Source organism: Consotaella aegiceratis (genome assembly GCF_036541425.1).
Classification (GTDB): domain Bacteria; phylum Pseudomonadota; class Alphaproteobacteria; order Rhizobiales; family Rhizobiaceae; genus Consotaella; species Consotaella aegiceratis.
Genome location: NZ_JAZHFT010000027.1, coordinates 45170 through 68072 on the forward strand (window position 1 = coordinate 45170; position 22903 = coordinate 68072).

The following is a 22903-nucleotide window of genomic DNA, read 5'->3' on the forward strand; positions in this document are numbered from 1 at the left end:
ACAAACCATCGGCGGCCGTCGTTCAACGGCGGCCGCGACCCCGAGGTCTGTACGGGTTCAGCGGTGTTTCTGGCCCTCGCCGTAAAACATCTTCTCCCACTTCTTGTGGGCCTTGTAGCCTTCGCGGATGAACGGGGTGAACACGGCCATGTTGAGCACCGCCTTGTTGGTGACGCTCGCCGGAAACTTCGTCGGCTTCTCGAAGTCGACGAACAGCACCACCCGCACCTTGTCGGAGTGGTTCCAGGCCTCGTGCTCATAGGCGTCGTCGAAGATCAGCGCCTTGCCTTCCTCCCAATGGCAGACCTGATCCTTCACGCGGATGCCGATCTTGTCCGGCTCGTCCGGCACGATGAGGCCGAGATGGAACCGCAGCACGCCGTTATAGGGCCCGCGATGCGGCGGCAGGTGCTTGCCGGGCTCGAAGATCGAAAACATCGCCGACTTCAGGCCGGGAATCTTCTGCAGGATGCGCCAGGTCTCGGGACACTGCCTGATGGCCTCCTCCGACTTGATGCCGTATCCGCAGAGAAAGAAGGTCTTCCAGTTGTTGTCGGAAGAGATCGAGCGGACCTCCGAGGAGATCTCGTGGAAGGCCGGCAGATCGCCCTTGCGCACCAGAATCTTGTCCAGCTCGGCGCGGATCAGCTTCCATTCCGCTTCCACGTCGCGCGCCCAGGGAAAGGCGTCGGTCGGAAAGACCGGCGGATTGCCGACCGAGGAGTATTTGAGATTGAGACCCTCGGCGCCGTCGACGATTTTTTGCACCATTCGCGCGGCCATGCCCTGGCGCGTCATGGTGTCTTCGAGGCCTTGGGTCTTCAATTGCTGCTGAGGGACGTCTGGCATTTGAGGCAACTCCTTCCAACGCATGCGACGCAGCCGCCGGCCGGCCGGCACAATGCGACCGGCGGCACGACGCGGCGAACTACAAGAGGAGATAGGCCTCAGCGCTGGAAATCGAAGGAGGAAAGTCCTGTCACCATATCGTCAAGTCCGAGCGGCCGGGTCATCGGCGGCGCGGCGCGCGCCAGGCAGGCCTGGCGTTCGCAAAACTGACACGCCCGGCCGATTTCGGTGGCCGGCGCCGACTCGCCCAAATGGCGACCGTAGATCGTCCGATCCCTGAAATCGACGTCGCAGCCGAGCAGCACCGCGGTTCGCCGCACCCGCTGGTCGAAGCCGGCCTGCAGGCCTTCCAGGGTCCGCGCGATCGTGAGAAACCGCGCGCCGTTCGGCATTTCGACGGTCTCCACCAGGGTCTGCCCCGGCTGAGCGAACGCGGCATAGACGGCGAGTTTCGGGCAATCGCCGCCGAAGCGGTCGGTCGGGAAGCCGCGGGCTCCCGCGCGCCGGAACCGGTTTCCGGCAATATCGACCTCCAGCATGAAGAACGGCACGCCGGGGGCGCTCTGACGTTGCAGCGTCGTCAGCCGATTGACCACATGCTCGAACGAAACCTGGAAACGGCTGGCCAGCGCTTCCACGTCGTAGGCCGTCCGCTCGGCCGCCGCCTGGAAGGCCGCATACGGCATCATCAGCGCATGCGCCGCGTATCGCGAAAGCTCGAAGCGAGCCAGCCGATTGGCTTCGGCGCTGGAAAAGCCGAACGTGTCCACCTCGGCGGCGACCACGGGACCGAACTCCAGCAGCACCGCCTCGATGGCGATCTCGCGCAGCCGGTCCGCCGCCGTCAACCGCTCCGACAGGAACAGGCGCCGCGAATGGCGGTCGTAGCGCCGCCGCCAGTTCGGCATGATGTCGACGGGCAGGACCCGCACGGCGATGTCATGCCGGCTCCGGAGCCAGGCCCTGAGCGCCCCGACCAGATCGTCGCCGGGCGACAGGCTCTCGTGAAACGCTTCGGCTGCGGTCTCGATCGCAGCATGATAGTTGGGACGCGTCTCGAGGGCGTCGCGCACCTCGTCGAAGGGCAGCCGTGCGCCGACGCTCCACGCTTCGTGCCCCTTGCGGGCAAGCAGCTCGGACAGATCGCTCAGCCGATCGAGCGCTTCGCGATAGGCGCGGTGAAGCTTGACGAAGCCGGCAGCCGCGTTCGGCGCAGCTGCGGCGATCTCCAGAAGTTCCTGATCGCCCGGCAGTTCATCGACCAGCAGCGGATCCGCGAAGACCTCGCGCAGCGCGTTCGCTGAACCGATCTGCTCCTGGGCCTGCAGCTCGCTCGGATCGATCCGGAAGACTTCGGCGAGCTTCAGGATGAGCTGGACGGTCAGCGGACGCTGGTTGCGCTCGATGAGATTGAGATAGGACGGTGAGATGCCGAGCGCCTCGGCCATCGCGGTCTGGGTCAGGCCTTGGGCATTGCGAATCCGCCGCATGCGCGGCCCGGCGAAGATCTTGTTCTCGGCCATGATCTTCGCCGGCTAGATCGGCGCGCGACGAGGCGCGCCGTCAACAACGAAGGATCGGCCGGATCGCCTTAGGCGCGAGCTGCCAGTTGATCGCGCGCGGCGCGGCGTGCACAAGCCGGCCCGGGACCCCGCATGTAGTGGCTCTCTGGATGATATGTATTCCAGATTATACGCCGAACTATTTTTGCGATCGTCGCCGAGATCATTGCTCTTCTCTCCAAAACCATCTCGGTCATTAAAGGTCAACTTGCTGGTTCGACCCTGGATACTGTCAGAGAAAAGTTGAAAAAGCGTCGACGGCGATCGGTAAAAGTTTAACATGCGCGGACCTCCCATGGGCCGAAGCCCCACAAACCGCGGTTCAAGATGCGCTGTAAATTTTACAACCTTTACAGTTTGACATTTCACCGCAGTAAAAGCTGCGACAATTTGACCCGAAATCCAGCGTCATTTTGGGGCTTCTCTCTTCACGAAACAAGCCGCACCCGCCAAGTTCACGGTCAGGAAATCCGGCGCAAGTCTTTTTGACGGAATGGATTTTTTCGTGACCGCGCCGGATCGGATCGAAGAGGAGGCGACAATGTCCGATTTTTACAACCTGATTCCGTCCGCGCCCAAGGGCCGTTTTGATTCCGTGCATCGCGAGTACGGCGAAGCCGACGTGAAGCGGCTGCGCGGCTCCGTCGAGATCAAGTATAGTCTGGCCGAAAACGGCGCCAATCGGCTGTGGCAGCTCATCCACGAGGACGACTTCGTCAACGCCCTGGGCGCGATGACCGGCAACCAGGCGATGCAGATGGTGCGGGCCGGCTTGAAGGCGATCTATCTGTCCGGCTGGCAGGTGGCCGCCGATGCCAACACCGCCTCGGCGATGTATCCGGATCAATCGCTTTATCCGGCCAACGCCGGGCCGGAACTGTGCCGCAGGATCAACCGGACGCTGCAACGGGCCGACCAGATCGAGACCTCGGAAGGCAACGGGCTGTCGGTCGACACTTGGTTCGCGCCGATCGTCGCCGATGCGGAGGCCGGTTTCGGCGGCCCGCTGAACGCCTTCGAGATCATGAAGGCCTATATCGAGGCGGGAGCCGCGGGCGTCCATTTCGAGGATCAGCTGGCCTCGGAGAAGAAGTGCGGCCATCTCGGCGGCAAGGTGCTGATCCCGACGGCTGCCCATATCCGCAATCTGTCCGCGGCGCGGCTGGCGGCCGACGTGATGGGCGTCCCCTCCGTCGTCATCGCCCGCACCGACGCGGAAGCGGCCAAGCTTCTCACCTCCGACATCGACGAGCGCGACCGGCCCTTCGTCGATTATGACGCCGGCCGCACGGCGGAAGGCTTCTACCGGGTGAAGAGCGGCATCGAGCCGTGCATCGCACGCGCCAACGCCTATGCGCCGTATTCCGATCTGATCTGGTGCGAAACCTCGAAGCCGGATCTCGAGCAGGCGCGCCGTTTTGCCGAAGGCGTCAGAAGGGAGCATCCGGACCAGTTGCTGGCCTACAACTGCTCGCCCTCGTTCAATTGGAAGAAGAATCTGGACGACGCGACCATCGCGAAGTTCCAGCGGGAGCTCGGCGCCATGGGCTACAAGTTCCAGTTCATCACCCTGGCCGGTTTCCATCAGCTGAACTTCGGCATGTTCGAGCTCGCCCGCGGCTACAAGGGGCGCCAGATGGCCGCCTATTCCGAGCTGCAGGAGGCCGAATTCGCGGCGGAGGCGAACGGCTACACCGCTACCAAGCACCAGCGCGAGGTGGGCGTGGGCTATTTCGACGCCGTCTCCATGGCGATCACCGGCGGCTTGTCGTCAACGACCGCGATGGGCGAGTCGACGGAGAGCGCGCAGTTCGAGACCGAGATCGAGCACGCGGAGCAGTCTCGCCACAGCGACGCGGCCTGAGCCGCGAACGGCACAACCAACCCGACGGGAGGAAAATGACATGAGCGACACGATCGAAGCCAAGCGCCCCACCACACGCGTCAAGGAACGGGCGGAAGAACAGACCACGATGATGGACGAAGCGCAGCAGGCCGCCGTCCGGCGCCTGGCCAACGACCTGCACCGCCTCAATCTCTCGGTGATCGCCGCCGTCGAGGCCGGCGTTTCCGTGGAGCTGGTCCGCTCCTCGCGCCACCACTGCGGCAATGGCAACTGGGGCGATCTGATGATCCCCCTGGTCGTCAAGCTCTAGCCCATCGCCGCCGTTCGATCGGGAGGATCGGACGACCACCGGCGACAGGTAAAAAGGGCCCGAGCGCTCTCCGCGCTCGGGCCCTTTTCTTTGGCGGCGCTTTTCCGGCCACGATTGCCGCCTATCATTTCTCGGCGCAACGCAATGTCGACATGATCCCATGACCGATCACAGCAAGTCGCGCCCGACAGGCAGGTCCATTCCGGCGCAAGCGGAAAACGGCGACCAGCCGGCGCGCCCGCCGACGGAGGGTGGCGGGCGGCGGGCCTTCCTGGAGTCCAGCCGCGGCGTGTCCTCCATGCGCGAGGCGGCGGCCTGGCTCGCCCATCGCGGCATCGAGGACATCGAGTGCATCACGCCCGATCTCGCCGGCGTCCCGCGCGGCAAGATGATGCCCGCTAAGAAATTCACCGGCGAGACCTCGCTGGCGCTGCCCTCTTCCCTGTTCCTGCATACGATCTCGGGCGAGTATCCGGCCGAGAGCGGCGATTTCCGCTATTCGCCCAATGACGGCGACTACAAGCTCGTCCCCGATCTCTCGACGCTCTCGGCCGTGCCGTGGGAAAGCGATCCGACCGCACAGGTGATTTGCGATCTCGTCGACACCGCCGGCGATGCCGTGGCCTATACGCCGCGCAACGTGCTGAAACGGGTGATCGCGCACTATACCGAGCGCGGCTGGGAGCCCATCGTGGCGCCGGAGATCGAGTTCTATCTCGTCTCGCGCAATGTCGATCCCGATTATCCCCTGACGCCGCCGACCGGCCGCTCGGGCCGCCAGATCCAGGGCGGACAGTCCTATTCCATCAGTGGCGTCAACGAATTCGACGAGCTGATCGACGACATCTACGACTTTTCCAACGCGCAAGGGCTGGAGATCGATACGCTGATCCACGAGGAGGGGGCGGCCCAGCTCGAGATCAATCTGCGCCACGGCAACCCGCTCGAACTGGCCGACCAGGTCTTCATGTTCAAGCGCACCATCCGCGAGGCGGCGCTGAAGCACGGCATCTACGCCACCTTCATGGCCAAGCCGATCCAGGGCCAGCCCGGTTCGGCGCTGCACATCCACCAATCGGTGCTCGACTGCCATTCCGGCGCCAACATCTTCTCCAACGCCGACGGTTCGCCCTCGCCGCTGTTCACCCATTTCCTCGGCGGCATGCAGCGCTACGTGCCCTGCGCCTTGGTGATGATGGCGCCCTACGTCAATTCCTATCGGCGCCTGACCTTCGGCATGGCCGCGCCGGTCAACACGGCTTGGGGTTTTGACAATCGGACCACCGCCTTTCGCGTACCGATCGCCGACGCCGCCGGCCGTCGCGTGGAAAACCGCCTGCCGTCGTCCGACGCCAACCCCTATCTGGCGCTCGCCGCGTCGCTCGCCTGCGGCTATCTCGGCATGGTGGGTGGCCTCGAACCGGACGAGCCGACCGATCAGGCCTGCAACGAGGACGGCCAGATCTCGCTGCCGCGCGGGCTTCTCGAAGCGGTGGCGGCGTTCGAGAGCGAAGCCGCGTTCGGCGAACTATTCTCGCGCGCCTTCGTCGCCACCTATGCCGGCATCAAGCGCGGCGAGTTCGAGACCTTCATGCAGGTGATCAGCCCCTGGGAGCGCGAATTCCTGCTGCTCAATGTCTGAGTCGCGCTACCAATCGCCGATCTCGCCGGGCCGCTCGTGGTATGAGGACGACCTCGCCGTGCGGCCGACCTATCCCGCCCTGCGCGACCGCCTCGACGTCGACGTGCTGGTGGTGGGCGGCGGCTTCACCGGGCTTTCGGCCGCCTATCATCTCGCCAGATCCGGCGTTTCGGTGGCGCTCGCCGAAGCCCATCGCTGCGGCGACGGCGCATCGGGGCGCAACGGCGGCCAGATCGGCACAGGCCCGCGCCTATGGCCGTCCGAGCTGGAGCCGCTGGTGGGGTACGAGCGTGCCAAGGCGCTGTTCGATCTCGCCGAGGACGCCAAGGCCGATCTCTTCTCCTTCGCGCGAGCCCACGATATCGACATGGACTATCGGGCCGGACAGCTGTCGGTCGTGCACAAGCGCCGCTATCTCAAAGCCTATCACGAGCAGGCGGAGACGCTCGCCACCCGTTACTTCTATCCGCACGCGACGATCATGGACGCCGAGGAAACAGCCGCCCGGCTCGGCTCCAGGGCCTATTGGGGCGGCCTTCGCGACACCGGCACGGGTCACATCGATCCGCTGAAGCTCGTCGTCGGCCTCGCGCGAGCGGCCAAGGCGGCCGGCGCGCGCCTTTTCGAGGCCACGCCGGTGACGTCTTTCACACGCGAAAGCGGCCGGATCGTCGCCGCCACACCGGCCGGGCAAATTTCGGCCGAGCGGGTTCTGCTGGTCACCAATGCCCATGGCGGGCACCTCGATCGCCGATTGGCGGCTCACATCGCACCGATCGGGTCGTTCATCGGTGCAACCGCGCCACTCGACGACCCGGACGCGATCCTGCCGGGCGGCGAGTCGGTGGACGATTCGCGCTTCGTCGTGCGCTATTTCCGCAAGAGCGCCGACAACCGGCTCCTGTTCGGAGGACGCGAGACCTATCATTCCGCCGGTAGCGACGGCCGACAGCTCATCGCCCGACAGATCGCGTCGGTCTATCCGCAACTGGCGCACGTTCCGCTGACCCACGTCTGGGGCGGCTTTGTCGCAATCACCCTACGCCGCCTGCCCTTCGTCCATGATGTCGCACCGGGCGTGACCGCGATTGCCGGCTATTCGGGCCACGGCGTGGCCCTAGCACCGTTTGCCGGGCGCCTCTATGCCGAACGCGTCGTCGGCCACGGTCGGCGCCTCGCACAGCTGGAAGCGCTTGACATCCCGCCGTTTCCGGGCGGCCGCGTCCTGCGGACGCCGTTGCTGTCTCTCGCGATGACCTGGTTTTCGATCCGAGATCGCGTGTAGCAAAACCAGAAATAAAGATAAGGCAGCCTGATAGACACGAAGACTTTCTGTAGCCAGGCAACAACCATTTTTAGAAACAGGAACTTGCCAGTCTTCCATCGAGTCCCTTATGAGGTTTCACTTCCTTGACGCCGCGCCAAAAGGTCCATGCGGAAAAGCGACTTTCCAATCGATTCGACGGATTCGGTCCGGGCCCTGCGTGGAGCGCTGAGGACAGAAACGCGGACGCTTCACGATCGGCTCGATCAGACCTTCGAAGGCATCGAAAAGCTGCCGTCGCGGGCCGATTACGTCGATTTTCTGCGGCTGAACCAGGCATGCTATTCACAGATCGACCCGATCCTGGCAGCGAGCACGTTGCAAAAGGCTGCGCCGGACCTCATCACGCCTGCTCGCGCCCAGGCCCTCGGCGATGATCTGTCACAGCTGGACGAGCCGGCCTTCGAAGCCGCGCCGTTCGAGCTGGCGACGCCCGACCTGCCGCAGGCCCTCGGCATTGCCTACGTGGCGGAAGGATCGCGTCTCGGCGCGCGCTATATCCGCGTTTCGATGGAAAAGCATGCCGCTCTTCAGCGCCACCCGGACATACCGACCCGCTTCCTTGACGAAGCGGCATCGCGCGACGGGCGATGGGACATGGTGGCCGCCCTGCTCCAAGACAATGATTTTACGTCGGCGGACGAACAACGCTGCATCGCAGCGGCCCGACAAACCTTCGCCTACTTCCTCATGACACTTGATGCGCTTCGCAGCCGCCACCATTACCCTTCGGAAGCCTCTTGAACGACGCCCCCATCCCTCCCTATCACGTCGATCTGACGAATTGCGATCGCGAGCCGATTCATCTGCTCGGGGGTATCCAGAATTTTGGCTTTCTGCTGGCTGTTTCGTCCGACTGGCTGATCGAGCGGGTGTCGGCCAATATCGGAGAGTTCATCAACTGCGATCCGCATCTGGTGCTTGGTGAGCCGGTGACCGAGCTTCTGCCCGCCCAGGCCATCCATGCCATTCGCGGGCGATTGCAGCTGCTGTCGACACCCGATGCCACCGAGCGTCTCTACGCCTTCGACCTCATGGAGGACGGGCGCCGGTTCGACATCGCGGTGCACACCACGGGCCCCTCGATCATCATCGAAGCCGAGCCGGCCACCCAATGGCATTCGGTCAATCCCGGGACGCTCGTCAAGGGCATGGTCGCCCGGGTACAGCGCCAGGAATCGCTCGACGGGCTCTATCGTGAATGCGTGCGCCAGCTCCGCGCGATCACCGGTTTCGATCGGGTGATGCTCTACCGCTTCGGACCGGCCGGCGACGGTCATGTCATTGCCGAATCGGCCAAGAGCGGTATCGGCTCGTTCCTCGGTCTGCACTATCCGGCTTCCGACATTCCGATCCAGGCGCGGGCGCTCTATGTCCGCAACCAGATCCGTATCATCGCCGATATCAACGCCCAACCGGTGCCGATCGTGCCGGAGCTCGATCCGCACCGGCAGCCGCTCGACTTGTCCCTGTCGGTGCTGCGCAGCGTTTCTCCCATTCACATTGAATACCTGAAGAACATGGGCGTGGGCGCGTCGCTGTCGATCTCGATCGTCATCGACGGCAAGCTCTGGGGCCTGTTCGCGCTGCATCACTACTCGGCGCGCCATCTTTCGCTCGAATTGCGCTCGACTGCCGAACTCTTCGGACAGATGATCTCGCTGATCATCGAAGGGCGTCTCTATAAGGAACAGCAGGCGGCCGAGGAGCTGGCGCGCGACCTGCACGACCGCTTCGTCTCCAAGATCGTCGCGGCGACACCGAGCGTCGAAGCGCTCGCCGACTTCTCCGACGAATTGCGCGAGATGATCCCGTGCGACGGTTTTGCCGTCTGGAGCAAGGGCACGGGGCGCACCTTCGGCCGCTGTCCTCCCGAGAGCGCGCTTCCGGCGCTCGCCCGCTTCCTCAATCAGGCTGGTGCCGGCCGGATCTATACCACCGATTTTCTCTCCGAGGTGCATTCGCCCGCGGCCGACTATGTGGAGGAGGCGGCCGGTCTCCTGTCGATCCCGATTTCGCGCAGTCCGCGCGACTATCTGATGTTCTTCCGCCGAGAGATCATTCAGACCGTCACCTGGGCAGGCAATCCCGAGAGCAAGGAGATGGTCACCGGGCCGAATGGGCCTCGCCTGACGCCGCGCAAGAGTTTCGAGGAATGGAAGGAAACGGTTCGCGGCCATTCCGAGGCCTGGACTTCGCCCGAAATCCGCGCCGCGGAGGCTTTGCGCGTCAGCATCCTGGAAGTGCTGCTGCGCTTCAACGAGGAGACCGAACGCCAGCAGACCCTCGCCGCCCAACGGCAGGAACTGCTCATCGCCGAGCTGAACCACCGGGTGCGCAACATCCTGAGCCTGATTCGCGCGCTGGTGGCGCAGTCCAAACCGGGCGCGAGCGGCATCGACGAGTTCTCCTCCATCATCAGCGGCCGTATTCAGGCTCTGGCCCGAGCCCACGATCAGGTGACCAGCGCCAACTATTCGACGACCTCGTTGCGAGAGATCGTCGAGACCGAAGTCATGGCCTATCTCAGCCAGAAGGTCGGCCGCGTGCGCATGGGCGGTCCGCTCCTCTATATCGAGGCCAAGGCCTTTCCGACGCTCGCTCTCGTCTTCCACGAGATGGTGACCAACTCCGCCAAGTATGGCGCCCTTTCGGATTCGGCCGGCGAAGTCCATCTGACCTGGCATGTGGACGACGGCGGATGCTGCCAGCTGGAGTGGCGGGAGCAGGGCGGACCGGCCGTTCAGCCGCCGAAGCGTCGGGGTTTTGGAACCACGATCATCGAGCGCTCCATCCCCCACGACCTGGGTGGAGAAGCCCGGATCGACTACAAGCTGGCGGGACTGGAAGCGCGCTTCGTCCTGCCGCCGCAAGTTTTCCGCCTCGAACAGGCCCCACACAAGCTCTCTCAGCAGACCCGCAAGATGGAACAGTCACGCAATTCCTCGACGCAGCCCAATGCGCTGTCCGGCCTGACCGGCCTGATCGTCGAGGACAACATGATCATCGCGCTCGATGCCGAGCAGACCATGGTCGAACATGGAATGCGGGCGGTCTTCACCGCCGCCGACGTCGCGGAGGGGCGCAGGATCATCGAACAGGAAGCGGTGGACATCGCCCTGCTCGACGTCAATCTGGGGTCCGAATCGAGCTTCCCGCTGGTCGCCGATCTCAACGCCAAAGGCGTTCCCTTCATTTTCGCCACCGGCTATGGAGAGCAGCTCGAGCTGCCGAGTGACGCGGCGAATGCCGAGACGATCAAGAAACCGTTCTCCAGCGAGCAATTGGTGACGGCGATCGTTGCGGCCTTGACCCGATGGGGGAAGCGCACGAACTAACAGCGTCGGATCCCGTGCGGCATCTCGGCACCGGTTCCACTCCGCCGATTGCTTTGAGGAATCCGATGTCCAGCCAGATCATTCCCGTCGACCCATTCGACTGCGTCGTCTTTGGCGGCAGCGGCGACTTGGCCGAGCGCAAGCTCCTGCCGGCGCTCTACCACCGCGACCTGGACGGCCAAGTCCCCGAGCAGGCCCGCATCATCGGCGCCTCGCGCAGCACGATGTCGGACGAGGAATACCGCAATTTCGCCCGCGAGGCGCTGAACGCCCACGTCGCCTCAGACGATCAGAAGCCGGAAGCCGTCGATCGCTTCCTCGGGCGCCTGCACTACCGCTCTCTCGATGCGCGCGCCGACGAGGGCTGGGCCGAGATGAAGGCGTTCCTCGACGAGGCCGAACCGGAGCGCATCCGGGCCTTCTACCTCGCGGTTGCGCCCGGCCTCTTCGGCGACATCGCGCGACGCGTCAGCAGCGAAGGGCTGGCCACGTCGACGAGCCGCATCGTGGTGGAAAAGCCGGTGGGCCGTGATCTCGCCTCCGCCAAGGAACTGAACGACACCATCGGCAGGCATTTTCGCGAGGACCAAGTCTTCCGCATCGATCACTATCTCGGCAAGGAAACGGTGCAGAACCTGATGGCACTGCGCTTTGCCAACACCCTCTATGAGCCGATCTGGAACGCGAGCTACATCGACCACGTCCAGATTACCGTCGCCGAAGAGGTCGGGCTGGAAGGCCGCGCCGGCTATTACGACAAGGCAGGCGCGCTGCGCGACATGGTGCAGAACCATATGGTGCAGGTCATGTGCCTCGTCGCCATGGAGCCGCCGGCCGCCATGGAAGCCGGCACTCTGCGCGACGAAAAGCTCAAGGTCCTGCACGCGCTGGAGCCGATCGACGAATCGAACGTCGACCAGCGAACCGTCCGTGGACAGTACCGGGCCGGCGTATCCGACGGCGCCGCCGTACAGGGCTATCTCGACGATCTGGGTGACCCCGACAGCACGACGGAAACCTTCGTGGCGATCAAGGCGACGATCGCCAACTGGCGCTGGGCCGGCGTTCCCTTCTATCTGCGTACCGGCAAGCGCCTGTCGCAGCGCATGTCCGAAATCGTCATCACTTTCCGCTGCATCCCCCATTCGATCTTCGGGTCCGGCGTCGGCAACATCCAGCAGAACCAGCTGGTGTTGCGGCTGCAGCCCGACGAAGGCGTGAAGCAGTGGCTGATGATCAAGGACCCAGGCCCCGGTGGCATGCGGCTCCGGCACGTCCCGCTCGACATGACGTTCGCCGAATCCTTCAACATGCGCAATCCGGACGCCTATGAGCGTCTGCTGATGGATGTGATTCGTGGCAACCAGACGCTGTTCATGCGCCGCGACGAGGTCGAGGCGGCATGGCACTGGATCGATCCGATCCAGCAGGCCTGGGAGGCGCGAAGCTCCAAGGCGCACGGTTATACGGCCGGCACCTGGGGACCGTCCGCCGCCATCGCGCTGATCGAACGCGATGGACGAACGTGGCACGAGCCGGAATGATCGCGACATCGTGACGAGCACAGCCGAGGACCAGACCTGAATGGAATCCGCCTTCCATACCTACCCGTCGCGCGAGCTGCTGGCGGAAGCCCTGGCAGCCGGCGTGGCTGCCGTGCTTTCCGGAGGTATCGCCACCCGCGGCGCAGCGACGCTGGCGTTGTCCGGCGGGTCGACGCCGAAGCGTTTTCTGGAGGTGCTGTCCGGCGCCGACATCGACTGGTCCGATGTGACTGTGACGCTGGTCGACGAGCGCTGGGTGCCGGCCGACAGCGACCGCTCCAACGCCGCGCTCGTCCGGCAGCATCTGCTGCGCGGGCCGGCGGCGGCCGCGCATTTCATGCCGCTCTATCGCGAAGACAAGACGCCGGAGGAGGCACAGCCCGATCTCTGCGCGTTGCTCAGAACCTTCAGCGAGCCGTTCGATGCGCTGGTGCTCGGCATGGGTCTCGACGGGCACACCGCGTCCTTTCTGCCGCAAGCCGACAATCTCGCATGGGCGACGGCGGCCGATTGCCCGGATCCGATCGTCCCGATCCGCACACCGGTGGTGCCCGAGCCGCGCGTCACGCTGTCGCTGCCGATCGTCACGTCTGCGCGGCTGCTCGCCCTTCATATCGAGGGCGAGGACAAGAAGCAGGTGTTGGAGACGGCAAAAGGCGACGGCCCGACACTCGACCTTCCGATCCGATCGGTGTTACGGGCGGAGCGGGAGGACCCTCTCGAGGTTTTCTGGGCGCCGTGACGGCGTCCATCGACGATTGAGGATGTCTGATGACCGTTGACCGCCGTATTCAGGACGTAACCGACCGGCTGCGCGAACGCTCGGCTCGCACCCGCGAGGCCTATCTCGCGCGAATTCGAGCCAGGGGCGCGAAGGGGCCGGCGGCGCGCGCGCATCTGTCCTGCGGCAATCTCGCCCATGGCTTCGCGGCCTGCGGGCCTGTCGACAAGGAGCGTCTGTCCGGCGACCAGACGCTCAATCTCGGCATCATCACCGCCTACAACGACATGCTCTCGGCCCACCAGCCATTCGAGCGCTTCCCCGATCTGATCCGCGAGGCCGCCCGCGAGACCGGTGGCACCGCCCAGGTCGCCTCGGGCGTGCCTGCCATGTGCGACGGCGTCACGCAGGGACAGGCCGGAATGGAGCTGTCGCTGTTCTCGCGTGAGATCATCGCGATGGCCGCAGCGGTCGGGCTCAGCCACGACATGTTCGACGCCGCCGTCTATCTCGGCGTTTGCGACAAGATCGTTCCGGGGCTGGCGATCGCCGCGCTGACCTTCGGCCATCTGCCGGCCATCTTCGTGCCGGCCGGTCCGATGACCTCGGGGCTGCCCAACGACGAGAAGAGCCGCATCCGCCAGCTCTACGCCGAGGGCAAGGTCGGCCGCGACGCGCTGCTGGACGCCGAATCCAAATCCTATCACGGCCCGGGCACCTGCACCTTCTACGGCACCGCCAACTCCAACCAGATGCTGATGGAGATCATGGGCCTGCACACGCCGGGGGCCTCCTTCATCAATCCCAACACGCCGCTGCGCGACGCGCTGACGCGAGAGGCGACGAAGCGGGCGCTGGCGATCACCGCCCAGGGCAACGAATACACGCCGGCGGGCGAGATCGTCGACGAGCGCGTCATCGTCAACGGCGTCGTCGGCCTGCACGCGACCGGCGGCTCGACCAACCACACCATGCATCTGGTGGCGATCGCCGCGGCGGCCGGCATCAAGCTCACCTGGCAGGACATTTCGGATCTTTCGGACGCGACGCCGCTGCTCGCGCGCGTCTATCCCAACTCCGTGGCCGACGTGAACCATTTCCATGCGGCCGGCGGCATGGGCTTCCTGATCCGCGAACTGCTCGATCGCGGCATGCTGCACGAGGACGTGCGCACGGTCTGGGGGACCGGCCTCAGAGCCTATGCCATCGAGGCGAAGCTCGAGAGCGACGGCACAGTGAAGCGCGAGCCCGCACCGCTCGACAGTGGCGATCCCAAAGTGTTGACCACGGCCGACAAGCCGTTCAGCACCAATGGCGGCCTGAAGGTGCTCAAGGGCAATCTCGGCCAGGCGGTGATCAAGGTCTCTGCGGTGAAGCCCGAGAGGCGGATGGTGGAGGCGCCGGCCAAGGTGTTTCACGACCAGAACGAGCTAAAGGCCGCCTTCGATGCCGGAGAGCTGACCGGCGACTTCATCGCGGTGGTGCGCTTCCAGGGGCCGAAGTCTAACGGCATGCCGGAGCTCCACAAGCTGACGCCGCTGCTCGGCGTCCTGCTCGACCGTGGCCAGAAGGTGGCGCTCGTCACGGACGGGCGCATGTCGGGCGCTTCGGGCAAGGTGCCCGCGGCGATCCACGTGACGCCGGAAGCCAAGGACGGCGGCGTCATCGCGCGCATCCAGGATGGCGATAGGATCCGGCTCGATCCCGATGCCGGCGTTCTCAACGTTCTGGTGGACACCGACGAGCTGATGGCCCGGCCCTTGTCCGACCCTGATTTGTCGGCTTACGAATTCGGTCTTGGCCGCGAACTGTTCGCCCCGTTCCGCGCAGTGGTCGGCGCAGCCAGCGAAGGCGCCACGATCTTCTGAGGCCCGCTCGATGCTGCTGCGTCGCGCGGGCGGCGCAGCAGCTATGGCCTCTGACCGTTACCGGCTGACGCGGAGATTCGACAGCGAGTCGCCGATTTCCTCGAAAGCGGTCGAAAGGGTGGCCGTCGTCGGCGAGTCGAAATAATAGTCCTCTTGCGTCGCGCAGTCTTCCAGCAGGCTCTTCACCGACTTGCTCGGATTCCCGAAGGCAATGGTGTAAACTGTCACGCCGGCATTCTTCATCGACGTACAGACCTCCGTGAGGCGGCTATCCAGCTCCGCTTCTGCAACGGTGGTGTTGTTCGACGTACCGAGCTTGCCGTCGCTGAGCCAGCCATAGGCGGTATAGATGGTCTGGCTCATCGTGTTGTCGCCATCGGTCATCAACACCAAGGCCTTGCTCATGCTGTCGTCGTCGTAATCGAGCGGCAGCTCGTTGGCATCCATGTCGCCGCCCCAGTATCCGCGCCAGTTGGGAGAGAGCAACCGCCAGCCCCATACCGCGCCGAAGTTGATGTGCGTGTTGCCGATCGCCTCGAGATCGTCGATGGCGTCGACCAAGGTCTGCTTCTCGTCGGTGAGCGGAGTGATCGCGGCGGGACAATCGAGATTGGGCCCCTGGTCCGTGGTGTTCAGCGGCGAGGCGTAGGTTGTCGTCGTAGAGCTACTGCTATTGCCGTGGTTGCTGTGGTTGCTGTGGCTGCTGCTGCTGTTGGTGGTGATCGTGATCCAGTCGTTCCTGCTGCTGTCCTCCCAATAATAGGGCTCGAACAAATTGCCGCTCGAAGGCGCGGTATCGGTGACGTCCAGTCCGTCGTCACGAGCCTCAACGCAGCCGCCCCAACTTGTCGTGCCCCAATCCAGCGCGTCGATGGCTCCCGACGTGATCCAATCGGTATGGTCGGTTCCGACATTGACGGTCTGGGAGAACGGAACAATGCCGACATAGAGATTTTCGGCCGTTTCGTCGTCGCCGAAGAGAATGTCGAGAAGGTCGTTTGCGGCGGTCTTCAAACCCGTCAGCTTGGTGCCCTTCATCGATCCCGTGACGTCGAGCACCAGCGCCAGTTCCACGCCGCCCATGGCGCGAGTCACTTCGGTTTCGGCCGAGAGCTCCACGCTATCGACGCCGAGCAGCTGCATGAACGTCGTCGGGGCTTCCGCGACCGCGGTGATCGTCAGGGTCTTTTCGTCATCGCTCAGCTCGGAATCGACCGAGGTCAGGGTCATGTTGCCAAACTGTTCGTCGAGATTGGCGTTGACGAACTTCTCGACCTCCTCGGGAATATCCGTCGTGCTGAGCTTGGCAACCGCGGACAGTCCCGCCGCGTCCAGAGCGGATTGCAGTCCCGACTGCATCATGGCGATCCGCGCGCCGTCGACGGACAGACCCGCGATCCCCACCAGAAAGAGACCGCAGGCGGCCACGATCGGCAGGATGCTGCCGGATCGGGCGTGGCCGAAGGAGGATGCCGTCGCTCCGAGCCAGCGGAAAAAGCCAGGCCCCGTGCGGAGGGCCTTCAAACGTGCCGAATGGATCATCGACATACCGTCCAGGAACATCGGTCGAAGCGGACGATCGCCATCATGGCGAGAGAGTTGTCTGGCCGAAGGGTTGCAACGATTCGATCCTAAACCGGCAAGCATTTACCAGATGCTACCGGCGAGCGACGCCTTTTAAACATTGTGACCGAAGGGGACCCGGCCGCGCGCCGTCATGCCCCGTAGCCATGGACCCGGATGGCGTGACGGGTCGAGGAGAGCGATTGCCGCCCAGAGCGATGACGGACTTTCTGCCGACACGCGGCGGCGGCTGCCGGCAAAAACCCGGAGCCGCCCGGAGCAGACGCGTCCACGGTCAATCCTCGTAGGCCTCCACGGGCGGACAGGAGCAGATCAGGTTGCGGTCGCCATAGACGTTGTCGACGCGATTGACCGGCGGCCAGTATTTGTCGACGCGGAAGGCTCCCGGCGGGAAGCAGCCCTCCTCACGGCTATAGGGACGATCCCATGAGCCGACCAGATCCTCCACCGTGTGCGGGGCGTTCTTGAGCGGGTTGTTCTCGGGATCGGCCCGCCCCTCCTCGATCGCGCGCGCCTCTTCGCGGATCGCCAGCATGGCGTCGCAGAAGCGGTCGATCTCGGCCTTGGTTTCGCTCTCGGTGGGCTCGATCATCAAGGTGCCGGCCACCGGGAAGCTCATGGTCGGCGCATGGAAACCGCAGTCGATCAGGCGCTTGGCGACGTCGTCAACGGTGACGCCGGCGCTCTCCTGCAGAATTCGCGTGTCGACGATGCATTCGTGCGCGACGCGACCGCCCTGGGACTTGTAGAGCACCGGGAAGGCGTCCTTGAGCCGACTGGCGATATAGTTGGCGTTGAGGATCGCCACCTTCGTTGCCTGGGTCAGGCCGGCGCCGCCCATCATCAGGCAGTAGCTCCACGAGATCGGCAGGATCGACGGCGAGCCGTACGGGGCCGCCGACACCGGGCCCTGGTCGCCTCCGGTCGCCGGATGACCCGGCAGGTGCGGCGCCAAATGCGCCTTGACGGCAATCGGGCCCATGCCGGGGCCGCCGCCACCATGCGGAATGCAGAATGTCTTGTGCAGGTTGAGATGGCTCACGTCGGCGCCGATGTCGCCGGGCCGTGCCACGCCGACCAACGCGTTGAGGTTGGCGCCATCGAGATAGACCTGGCCGCCGAACTCATGGGTGATGGCGCAGATTTCCGCCACAGCCCGCTCGAATACGCCGTGGGTGGACGGATAGGTGATCATGCAGGCGGCGAGCGTCTCGGCGTTGGCCTCGGCCTTGGCACGGAAATCCTCGACGTCGACGTCGCCGTTCTCCGCCGTCTTCACCGGCACCACCTTCATCCCCGCCATCTGGGCCGAGGCCGGATTGGTGCCGTGCGCCGAGGTCGGGATCAGGCAGACATTGCGGTGCGCCTCGCCGCGCGCCCGGTGATAGGCGCGGATCGTCAGAAGCCCGGCATATTCACCCTGGGCACCGGAGTTCGGCTGCATCGAGACCGCGTCGTAGCCGGTGATGGCGCAAAGCTTCTCCGACAGGTCCCCGACCAGAGAGTGGTAGCCCTCGGCCTGGTCCGCCGGCACGAAAGGATGCAGCTCGGCAAACTCCGGCCAGGTGATCGGCAGCATCTCGACCGTGGCATTGAGCTTCATCGTGCACGAGCCGAGCGGGATCATCGCCCGGTCGAGCGCCAGATCGCGGTCCGACAGCCGGCGCATGTAGCGCGTCATCTCGCTCTCGGCGCGATTCATGTGAAACACTGGATGCGTCATGAAGTCGGTGGCGCGCAGCGCGGGCTCGGCAAGCCGATAGCCGGCATCGAAGTCGTCGACCGTGAAGTCGCCACCGAACGCCCGCCACACCGCCTCGATGACCCACGGCCGGGTCCGTTCGTCGAGGCTGATGCCAAGTTTGGTCTCGCCGATCCGCCGCAGATTGATGCCGGCGGCCAATGCCGCATCGAGGATCACCCGCTGGAAGCGTCCAACCTCCACGGTCAGCGTGTCGAAAAAGACCTCCGGCTCGATTTCGTAGCCGAGCTTTTCGAGCCCCATGGCCAGCAGCACCGTGCGCTGGTGCACCGCCTGCGCGATCGCCTTGATGCCGACAGCGCCGTGGAACACGCCGTACATCGAAGCCATCACCGCCAGAAGCACCTGCGCCGTACAGATGTTGGAGGTCGCCTTCTCGCGCCGGATATGCTGTTCGCGGGTCTGCAGCGCCAGGCGATAGGCGCGGTTGCCGCGCGCGTCGACCGATACGCCGACGAGACGGCCGGGCAGCGCCCGCTTGTGGATGTCCTTCACCGCCATATAGGCGGCGTGCGGCCCCCCGAAGCCCATCGGCACGCCGAAGCGCTGGGTCGAACCGACGGCGATGTCGGCGCCCATCTCGCCTGGCGTCTTCAGAAGCGCCAGCGCCAGCGGATCCGCCGCCATCACCGCCACCGCACCGGACTCGTGGAGATTTGCGATCAGCGGGGCGAAGTCGCGCACGTGCCCATAGGTGCCGGGATACTGGAAGATCGCACCGAACACCGCGCCTGCGTCCAGATCGGCAAAGGGATCACCCACCTTGACCGTGAAGCCCATGGGCTCGGCCCGGGTCTGGATGACGGCGATCGTCTGTGGATGGCAGTTTTCGTCGACGAAGAAGGTGTCGCGTTTCACTTTCACGATGCGGTGCGCCATGGCCATCGCCTCGGCCCCGGCCGTCGCCTCGTCGAGCAGCGAGGCATTGGCCACGTCAAGACCGGTCAGGTCCGAGATCATCGTCTGGAAATTGAGCAGCGCTTCCAGGCGGCCCTGGCTGATCTCCGGCTGGTAGGGCGTATAGGCTGTGTACCAGGCGGGGTTCTCCAGGATGTTCCTCTGGATCACCGGGGGCGTGATGGTGCCGTAATAACCCTGGCCGATCAGCGAGACGAGTTTCTGGTTCTTGTCCGCCGTCTCGCGCAGCACGTCGAGCGCCTGGCGCTCGGTCAGCGCCGGCCCCCAATCGAGCGGTACGGCCTGCCGGATCGAGGCGGGCACCGTCTCGTCGATCAGCGCATCAAGGCTCTCGACCCCCACGACCTCGAGCATCTCGGCCATTTCGGCCGGTGACGGCCCGATGTGACGCCGATTGGCGAAGTCGTACGGATCGTAATCGGTGAACGCGAACCCCATCAAATTGCCTCTTATCCGACGAGCGCCTGATAGGCGTCCTCATCCATCAACCCCTCGACGGAGGCCGGATCGTTGAGCTTCATCTTGAAGAACCAGCCCTCGCCCATGGCGTCGTTGTTGACGATGGAGGGATCGTCGGCGATCGCCTGGTTCACCTCGGTGATCTCCCCGTCGACCGGCGCATAGACCTCCGAAGCGGCCTTGACCGATTCCACCACGGCCGCCTCGTCGCCCTTGACCACGGCCTTGCCGATCTCGGGCAGTTCCACGAAAACCAGATCGCCGAGCTGAACCGTGGCGTGGGTGGTGATGCCGACCGTCGCCACACCGTCCTCGACCCGCAGCCACTCGTGATCCTCGGTGAATTTCAGCATCTTCGAAACTCCTTTGTGGGCGGACAGACGATCCGCAAGGCCGTCCCGAGCGACGGCGGTGATCGGAAAGAGCGATGGACCAAGCCTCAAGCGCAGGCAAGGCGAAAAATCAACGCCTCAGGACCGCTTGTAGCCGGGTGTGACAAACGGCAGCGACGCGACCGCGACCGGCAGCCGCTTTCCTCGCACGTCCGCAAAGAGCATCGTTCCCGGCTCGGCCATTGCGGCCGGAACATAGCCCATGGCCACCGGCGCATCCACCGACGGGCCGAAGCTGCCCGAGGTGACGGTACCGACCGAGGCGCCGCCGGCCTCGTCCGCAAACAGCGGGGCGCCCGCCCGCACGGGTGCCCGGGTCTCCGGACGAATGCCGACCCTGCGCCGCTCGGTGCCGCCTGCCAACTGGGGCAGCACCGTGTCGGCTCCCGGAAAACCGCCGGCCCTCGCGCCGCCCTCGCGCCGCACTTTCTGGATGGCCCATTGCAGGGCGGCCTCGACCGGGGTCGTCGTTTCGTCGATGTCGTTGCCATAGAGGCAGAGCCCGGCCTCGAGACGGAGAGAATCGCGGGCACCCAGCCCGATCGGCTCGACGCTCCCGTCGGCGAGCAGCGCCTGTGCCACCTCGACGACGCGGTCGGCCGGCACGGAGATCTCGTATCCGTCCTCGCCGGTGTAGCCGGAGCGCGACACGACGCAGTCGCCGCCCAGAATCTCGAAGCTGCCGACATCCATGAAGCACATTTCGGCGACACCCGGCGCGAGCTTGGCCAGCGCCGCTTCCGCCGCAGGCCCCTGCAGGGCGACAAGCGCCCGATCGTCGAGAACAGTGACTTCGCAGGTCTCCGAGAGGCCCGCCTTCAGGAGCGCCACGTCCTGCTCCTTGCAGGCCGCGTTGACCACAAGGAAGAGATGATCACCGCGATTGGTGATCATCAGGTCATCGAGAATGCCGCCGGCCTCGTTAGTGAACAGGCCATAGCGCTGGCGTCCGGCCTTGAGGCCCAGAACGTCCACCGGCACGAGGCGCTCCAGCGCCAGCGCCGCATCGGCCAGGTCGCCCGACTTCGGCCAGATGGTCACCTGCCCCATGTGCGAGACGTCGAACAGGCCGGCCGCCTGGCGGGTGTGCAGATGCTCCTTCAGCACGCCGGCGGCATACTGAACCGGCATCGCATAACCGGCGAACGGCACCATGCGCGCGCCCAGCGTTTCATGGAGATCGAAAAGCGGCGTCTTTTTGAGATCCGTGAGGTCGGCCAAGGGAAAATGTCCGAATCGAATGAGGAGAGATGTCTGTCGGCCGGCACCTAATCATGATCTCTTTGCGATGTCATGGTGGAGCACCATGCGCGGCGCGATGCAGGCACCACACCAACAGGAAATCGGAGCAGCCGGAAGGGTTCAGCGCACCGCCGCTGCGGGCAACGACGCCGACGGCAGCACCGCCGCGGGATCGGCCACAGCACGCCGTCGGCGCGGACGCAGCCAGGCCTGGAAAGGCCGTTCGACGAAGCGCCAGGTCAGCGCGCTGGCGACGAGCGTCGAAACCACCAGGCCGACGAGAACTGCAGCGGTCAGCAAGGGACTGCCGGCAAAACTCTTGGCGCCGTCGGCGCCCACCGTCATCAGCGTCCAGCCGGTCTTGCCCTCGATCACCGTCGCCGCGTTGATCATCCGCGAGATGATGAAGGCGTGAACCATATAGATCGAGTACGAGGTGAGCCCGAGAAACTGGAAGGGGCGGCTCTTCAAAAGCTGGCTGATGGCGCCCGCCTCGTGGGCGAAGCCATAGATCGCGAAGGTGAAGACGAACGGCGCCGCCAGCGACAGCGGCGTGTGACCGGCGTTGACGACGAAGCTGACCACGGCGGCCAGGATCGCGATCTCGGCGAGCGTCCATGAGATCCGCCCGTCCGGCAAGGGATCGACGGGCGGTTCGGCAAAGGCCAGGCGGCGCAGCAGTACACCGCAGGCAAAGCCCACCAGACAGCGCAGCCAGCCGAACGACACGGTCGTATCCATATCATGCACCAGAACGACGAGTGCGACGCTGGTCATGACGAGCAACCCGACGAAGGCGCCGACCGACCGCCGCCCGGCCAAGAGCATGATGCCGGCAAAAGCCAGATAAGCCCCGAATTCGGCCGAGATGCTCCAGCTCGGATAGTTCCACCCGAGCCCGTCCACCGTGCCGAAGGCATGGAGCAGAAAGAGGTTGGCGACCAGCGCCCCCGGCGAGTTGGTTCCCTGAAACGCCGAGTCGGGACCGCGTCCGACGAACAGCGCGCCTTCGTAGGCGACAAAGAGCAGCAGCATGAAGAGGTGCAGCGGATAGACCCGTGCGAAGCGGGCTCGAACGAAGGCGGTCGCCTGCCGCGCGCTGGCGATCCTCTCGCCATAGGCGTGCGCGATGACGAAGCCGGACAGGACGAAGAAGAAGTCGACGAAGAGAAAGCCGTGCCGCACCAGCCCGAGCCGAGTGAACGCGCTGTCGACGGGCGTTTGAAGCAGCACCACCATCAGCGCGCAGATGCCGCGCCAGGCATCCAGCACGCAGAATCGCGATGATGACGAAGCGCTCGGCGACCTTGGAGCCGGAGCGAAAGCGGATTGGGCCATCGACTGCTTCTCGCACGCCACGGCCCGATGAACGAACCGCGTTAAGCTCAAGCGCCAAGGGATAGAAGAGGAACCTTACGATCGCGTTTCCCCGACCCGGCGATTCGAATGCTTCGGGACGAATTCGGCCTTGCTTGATGAAATCTTTACGCTGCGACAGCGACAATCGGCATCCTTCTATGGCCCCGAGGCGCGAACCAGCCA

The 22903-nt window shown here is 64.8% G+C and carries 16 protein-coding genes; 9 read left to right on the forward strand and 7 right to left on the reverse strand.

Going from position 1 to position 22903, the window contains the following annotated elements; translation table 11 throughout:
* Positions 1 to 57: 57 nt before the first annotated feature.
* Both SMD10_RS17150 and SMD10_RS17155 read right to left on the reverse strand, forming a co-directional pair.
* Entirely contained in the window at positions 58 to 849 is a 792-nt protein-coding gene (locus tag SMD10_RS17150) for an aspartyl/asparaginyl beta-hydroxylase domain-containing protein (RefSeq protein ID WP_331686955.1), read from the reverse strand.
* 98 nt (positions 850 to 947) lie between these two features.
* Positions 948 to 2372 carry a helix-turn-helix domain-containing protein gene (locus SMD10_RS17155; RefSeq protein ID WP_331686956.1) on the reverse strand — a complete coding sequence of 475 codons (1425 nt, stop codon included), beginning with the start codon at positions 2370 to 2372 and terminating at the stop codon, positions 948 to 950.
* Between the two features lie 580 nt (positions 2373 to 2952).
* Between SMD10_RS17155 and aceA the strand changes: the two genes are divergently transcribed.
* From aceA to edd, 9 genes are all read left to right on the forward strand, one after another.
* Positions 2953 to 4275 (forward strand): isocitrate lyase, encoded by a 1323-nt coding sequence (gene aceA, locus SMD10_RS17160; RefSeq protein WP_331686957.1) that lies wholly within the window; start codon positions 2953 to 2955, stop codon positions 4273 to 4275.
* Between the two features lie 40 nt (positions 4276 to 4315).
* A complete protein-coding gene (locus SMD10_RS17165) occupies positions 4316 to 4567 on the forward strand; it encodes an SMc00767 family acetate metabolism repressor (RefSeq protein WP_331686958.1) in 252 nt (83 codons plus the stop codon).
* Positions 4568 to 4727: 160 nt separating this feature from the next.
* Positions 4728 to 6209, forward strand: coding sequence for a glutamine synthetase family protein (locus SMD10_RS17170; protein ID WP_331686959.1), 1482 nt, complete (start codon positions 4728 to 4730; stop codon positions 6207 to 6209).
* Positions 6202 to 7494: an NAD(P)/FAD-dependent oxidoreductase gene (locus SMD10_RS17175; protein ID WP_331686960.1), complete on the forward strand. Its 1293-nt coding sequence runs from the start codon at positions 6202 to 6204 to the stop codon at positions 7492 to 7494. The genes SMD10_RS17170 and SMD10_RS17175 overlap by 8 nt, the downstream gene beginning before the upstream one ends.
* Before the next feature lie 147 nt (positions 7495 to 7641).
* Positions 7642 to 8277: a biliverdin-producing heme oxygenase gene (locus SMD10_RS17180; RefSeq protein WP_331686961.1), complete on the forward strand. Its 636-nt coding sequence runs from the start codon at positions 7642 to 7644 to the stop codon at positions 8275 to 8277.
* Complete coding sequence (locus tag SMD10_RS17185) at positions 8274 to 10871, forward strand: HWE histidine kinase domain-containing protein (protein ID WP_331686962.1); 2598 nt, start codon at positions 8274 to 8276, stop codon at positions 10869 to 10871. The genes SMD10_RS17180 and SMD10_RS17185 overlap by 4 nt, the downstream gene beginning before the upstream one ends.
* A 65-nt stretch (positions 10872 to 10936) precedes the next feature.
* Positions 10937 to 12415, forward strand: coding sequence for a glucose-6-phosphate dehydrogenase (gene zwf / locus SMD10_RS17190; RefSeq protein ID WP_331686963.1), 1479 nt, complete (start codon positions 10937 to 10939; stop codon positions 12413 to 12415).
* Between the two features lie 40 nt (positions 12416 to 12455).
* Positions 12456 to 13157, forward strand: a complete 702-nt coding sequence (pgl, locus tag SMD10_RS17195; RefSeq protein WP_331686964.1) for a 6-phosphogluconolactonase — start codon at positions 12456 to 12458, stop codon at positions 13155 to 13157.
* Between the two features lie 29 nt (positions 13158 to 13186).
* The gene (gene edd / locus SMD10_RS17200) at positions 13187 to 15004 is read left to right on the forward strand and encodes a phosphogluconate dehydratase (protein WP_331686965.1); all 1818 of its coding nucleotides are present in this window, start codon (positions 13187 to 13189) and stop codon (positions 15002 to 15004) included.
* A gap of 57 nt (positions 15005 to 15061) precedes the next feature.
* Here edd and SMD10_RS17205 read toward each other — a convergent pair whose 3' ends face one another.
* From SMD10_RS17205 to SMD10_RS17225, 5 genes are all read right to left on the reverse strand, one after another.
* Positions 15062 to 16546 (reverse strand): TadE/TadG family type IV pilus assembly protein, encoded by a 1485-nt coding sequence (locus tag SMD10_RS17205; protein ID WP_331686966.1) that lies wholly within the window; start codon positions 16544 to 16546, stop codon positions 15062 to 15064.
* Between the two features lie 316 nt (positions 16547 to 16862).
* Positions 16863 to 19706, reverse strand: coding sequence for an aminomethyl-transferring glycine dehydrogenase (gene gcvP, locus SMD10_RS17210; protein WP_331686967.1), 2844 nt, complete (start codon positions 19704 to 19706; stop codon positions 16863 to 16865).
* An 11-nt stretch (positions 19707 to 19717) separates the two neighbouring features.
* Positions 19718 to 20080 (reverse strand): glycine cleavage system protein GcvH, encoded by a 363-nt coding sequence (gcvH, locus tag SMD10_RS17215; protein WP_331686968.1) that lies wholly within the window; start codon positions 20078 to 20080, stop codon positions 19718 to 19720.
* 117 nt (positions 20081 to 20197) lie between these two features.
* A complete protein-coding gene (gene gcvT / locus SMD10_RS17220) occupies positions 20198 to 21340 on the reverse strand; it encodes a glycine cleavage system aminomethyltransferase GcvT (RefSeq protein WP_331686969.1) in 1143 nt (380 codons plus the stop codon).
* A 141-nt stretch (positions 21341 to 21481) separates the two neighbouring features.
* A complete protein-coding gene (locus tag SMD10_RS17225; protein ID WP_331686970.1) occupies positions 21482 to 22633 on the reverse strand; it encodes an acyltransferase family protein in 1152 nt (383 codons plus the stop codon).
* Between the last annotated feature and the right edge of the window lie 270 nt (positions 22634 to 22903).

Bases quoted from the DNA above. Each gene is read 5' to 3' on its own strand.
- SMD10_RS17150 (WP_331686955.1), bottom strand. From the start codon at position 849: ATGCCAGACGTCCCTCAGCAGCAATTGAAGACCCAAGGCCTCGAAGAC.
- SMD10_RS17155 (WP_331686956.1), bottom strand. From the start codon at position 2,372: ATGGCCGAGAACAAGATCTTCGCCGGGCCGCGCATGCGGCGGATTCGC.
- aceA (WP_331686957.1), top strand. From the start codon at position 2,953: ATGTCCGATTTTTACAACCTGATTCCGTCCGCGCCCAAGGGCCGTTTT.
- SMD10_RS17165 (WP_331686958.1), top strand. From the start codon at position 4,316: ATGAGCGACACGATCGAAGCCAAGCGCCCCACCACACGCGTCAAGGAA.
- SMD10_RS17170 (WP_331686959.1), top strand. From the start codon at position 4,728: ATGACCGATCACAGCAAGTCGCGCCCGACAGGCAGGTCCATTCCGGCG.
- SMD10_RS17175 (WP_331686960.1), top strand. From the start codon at position 6,202: ATGTCTGAGTCGCGCTACCAATCGCCGATCTCGCCGGGCCGCTCGTGG.
- SMD10_RS17180 (WP_331686961.1), top strand. From the start codon at position 7,642: ATGCGGAAAAGCGACTTTCCAATCGATTCGACGGATTCGGTCCGGGCC.
- zwf (WP_331686963.1), top strand. From the start codon at position 10,937: ATGTCCAGCCAGATCATTCCCGTCGACCCATTCGACTGCGTCGTCTTT.
- pgl (WP_331686964.1), top strand. From the start codon at position 12,456: ATGGAATCCGCCTTCCATACCTACCCGTCGCGCGAGCTGCTGGCGGAA.
- edd (WP_331686965.1), top strand. From the start codon at position 13,187: ATGACCGTTGACCGCCGTATTCAGGACGTAACCGACCGGCTGCGCGAA.
- SMD10_RS17205 (WP_331686966.1), bottom strand. From the start codon at position 16,546: ATGATCCATTCGGCACGTTTGAAGGCCCTCCGCACGGGGCCTGGCTTT.
- gcvP (WP_331686967.1), bottom strand. From the start codon at position 19,706: ATGGGGTTCGCGTTCACCGATTACGATCCGTACGACTTCGCCAATCGG.
- gcvH (WP_331686968.1), bottom strand. From the start codon at position 20,080: ATGCTGAAATTCACCGAGGATCACGAGTGGCTGCGGGTCGAGGACGGT.